At 38.7% G+C, this 3,179-nt stretch carries 2 protein-coding genes and 2 pseudogenes; 3 read left to right on the forward strand and 1 reads right to left on the reverse strand.

Going from position 1 to position 3,179, the window contains the following annotated elements:
* Positions 1–65: 65 nt before the first annotated feature.
* Complete coding sequence (locus Wcon_RS04035; protein WP_114516979.1) at positions 66–1,304, forward strand: IS256 family transposase; 1,239 nt, start codon at positions 66–68, stop codon at positions 1,302–1,304.
* Positions 1,305–1,338: 34 nt separating this feature from the next.
* Here the strand turns inward: Wcon_RS04035 and Wcon_RS04040 are convergent.
* Positions 1,339–1,584: pseudogene (locus Wcon_RS04040) on the reverse strand (IS481 family transposase); the annotation flags it as partial.
* Positions 1,585–1,619: 35 nt separating this feature from the next.
* On the opposite strand from Wcon_RS04040, the pseudogene Wcon_RS04045 reads away from it, so the two are divergent.
* Both Wcon_RS04045 and ltrA read left to right on the forward strand, forming a co-directional pair.
* Positions 1,620–1,801, forward strand: a pseudogene (locus Wcon_RS04045) (IS630 transposase-related protein); the annotation flags it as partial.
* Positions 1,802–2,337: 536 nt separating this feature from the next.
* Positions 2,338–3,179 (forward strand): group II intron reverse transcriptase/maturase (gene ltrA, locus Wcon_RS04050; RefSeq protein WP_114516916.1); only part of this gene is annotated, 842 nt, incomplete at its 3' end.

Below are 3,179 nucleotides of genomic sequence, written 5' to 3' on the forward strand. Positions count from 1 at the left end.
GTTCAAAAAAGTGTGTCAAACCGAAAAAAAGTAATTTATATCAATTTAAAAATGGAGGTTTGACAATGAGTCAAAAAGTAGTAAACAGAACTAACGGATTGGTAGATTATAAAGAGTTGGAAACAAATATCCTGTCGTCTATACGAGAAGGAAGACCGTTGACAGGAAAGGAGGGAGCATTAACACCATTTATAAAAAAGCTGCTGGAGGCGAGTCTAGAAGGTGAAATAGAAAACCATTTATTAGCTGAAAGTGAAGAAAATAATCGCAGAAATGGGAGGAATGGAAAGACTTTACGTACAAGTGCAGGTTCATTTGAGCTGTTAACGCCAAGAGATAGAGAAGGAAGTTTTGAGCCGCAAATAGTCAAAAAAAGGCAAACAAGCTTACATCCAGAGCTTGAAACGAAGATTTTGAGCACATTTGCCAGTGGTATGAGCTATAGAGATATAGCGTCACACGTTGAGGAAATTTATGATCACAAAATATCGGTAGCAGAGATATCAAGTATTACCGACAAATTACTGCCTATAATCAATGAATGGCGTAGTCGTCCACTGCAATCAGTATACCCGATAGTATTTATGGATGGGATGTTCTTTAAGGTCAAGGAGGATGGACATTGCGTAAGTAAATGTATGTACAATATATTGGGCATAGACCAAAATGGCAGAAAAGAAGTCCTGGGCTTTTATTTGGCTGAAAGTGAAGGAGCTAACTTTTGGTTGGAAGTGCTAAATAACCTCAAAGAAAGAGGAGTAGAAGATATTCTGATTGCATGTGTAGATGGGCTAAAAAGCTTTCCTGCAGCCATCAACAGTGTATTTCCCAGTGCAGAAGTGCAGCTATGTATAGTACACCAAATAAGAAATTCTCTGAAATATGTATCCAGTAAAGATGTGAAAGTTTTCATGAATGATCTGAAAAAAATATATCGTGCTTCAAGTAAAGAAATTGCTGAGAATTATCTGCTTGAGCTGGAAGGAAAATGGGGAGAAAAGTATCCTTTAGTTATAAAATCCTGGCAGAACAATTGGGAAAACTTATCCAGTTATTTTAAGTATTCTGGGCCAGTTAGGAAGCTGATTTACACCACTAATCCAATTGAGGGGTTGCATAGACAAATCAGGAAATTTACTAAAACTAAGGGTTCATTTACTAGTACAAATGCCTTGTACAAACAGGTATATTGTGCTATAAAAAAGGTAGAGCAAAAGTGGATTATGGCTCTCCCTAATTGGGCTTTAACTATGTCTCAACTTGATATTTTCTTTCCAGATAGGTTGAAAATTGAGTTGAACTAAAAATGCGGCTTGACACACTTTTTTGAACATTCCCCTCATCTTGCATAGTTCTATGAAACCTCTCACATATGCCATTAGTTTGTGGGGTTAGTTCTTGAATGATCAATGTTTTCAATTCCTAAATATAGCTGATAAGCGTGATTTTCTGGTTTGCCACAGTATTCCGTACCCCTATCAGTCAAAATGCGGGATAATGGTACTTTTGTCCATCAAAGAATGGTATGACTCTATCATTAAGAAGATCTGCAGCAGTATAGCTCTTTTCATAATAGTACAAACGAGGTAAAATAAGATTTTATAGTAGTGAAGGTAAGTATGCCAGCAGCATATAGTTATGATTTAAGAAAAAAAGCAATGGAATCACTAGAAGAAGGAGAAAGCAGAGAAGCAGTGGCAGCAAGATTTAAAATTGGAAGAACTACGTTATGGGAGTGGCAGCAAAGAAAAAAGAAACAGGAGATTTTCAGTCAAAAAAACTTGGAAATGGAGGTTATAGTGTGCCGTAGTGATGCAAGGAATGGTCAGAAAAGAGCAAACTGAGTACTTAAGCTACGCAATAGATGAGGGTGGGCCCCTCGGAGCCGATTTACAAGAGCAGGCTTCAAACAACCATAAGCTGCTTTGGTAAAGAGCCAAGGTAGTGAGCGTTATGGAAAAGGCGCAGTTATGTGTCATGTGTGAAATAGAGAGATGAACGAAAGTGAACCACTGATAAAGTGTCGAAACCATAACTGATGACGTCAAAACCAGGGGCTTATAACTCAACTGGGATAAATCTACCGGGAGCTTGTTTACGGGGTAGGAGGCGTCCGGCATAAAGGTGGCATGAATCTATTTTAGGCTATTGTGTAGAACTACGGGAACCTGTCGTTTCGATGATAAGGGAGAAATTCAAGGAGCTAAACTCTAAGGATGAGAGTACCAATGCGGAAAACAGGGGCGCGTAGTAGTGAAGAAGTTTCTGTAATGGAAATGGAGCGAAGGAGTTGAGTTATTCAGTTTTAATTATGTATCAACCGAAAGGGAGGAGTTAATGAATAAAACAAAGTCTTTTGATATACCAAAGCAACTTATTTGGAGGGCTTATAAACAAGTATCGAAAAATAAAGGTGCGGCTGGTGTGGATGAGGTATCGATAACAAGGTTTGAAGAGAACCTGAAGGATAATCTGTACAAACTATGGAATCGGATGTCATCAGGAAGTTATTTTCCAGAGCCTGTAAAAGCTGTAGCAATACCGAAAGATACGGGAGGGGGACAAAGAATTTTAGGTGTTCCTTCAGTATTCGACAGGATAGGGCAAACGGCCGCTTCTATGTATCTTGAGCCGCTAGTAGAACCAAAATTCCATGAAGATTCATATGGTTATAGACCGAATAAATCAGCACTGGATGCGGTAGATACGGCAAGGAAAAGATGCTGGAGGTATGATTGGACGATAGATCTAGATATATCCGGGTTTTTCGACAATTTGGATCACGAGTTGGCATTGCAAGCTATCAAGAAGCATACAAATTGCAAATGGGTCATACTATACGTTGAAAGGTGGATAAAATCCCCTATAAAACTTGCAGATGGCAGTAAGGTAGTTAGGGATAAAGGAGTTCCGCAAGGAGGTTCAGTTAGCCCAATCATCTCTAATATATTCATGCATCATGTGTTTGATATATGGATGAAAAAGAACTACCCGACGGTACCATTTGAGAGATATGTGGATGATGCGATAGTGCACTGCAGAACAGAGAAACAGGCAGAATTTGTGAAAGTAATGATCGAAGAAAGATTGGCTGAGTATAAGTTGAAATTACATCCTGAAAAGACACAGATAGTGTACTGTAAGGATGACAATAGGAGAGATGAATTTCCTAAACAAAG

Source organism: Wolbachia endosymbiont of Cylisticus convexus, assembly GCF_003344345.1.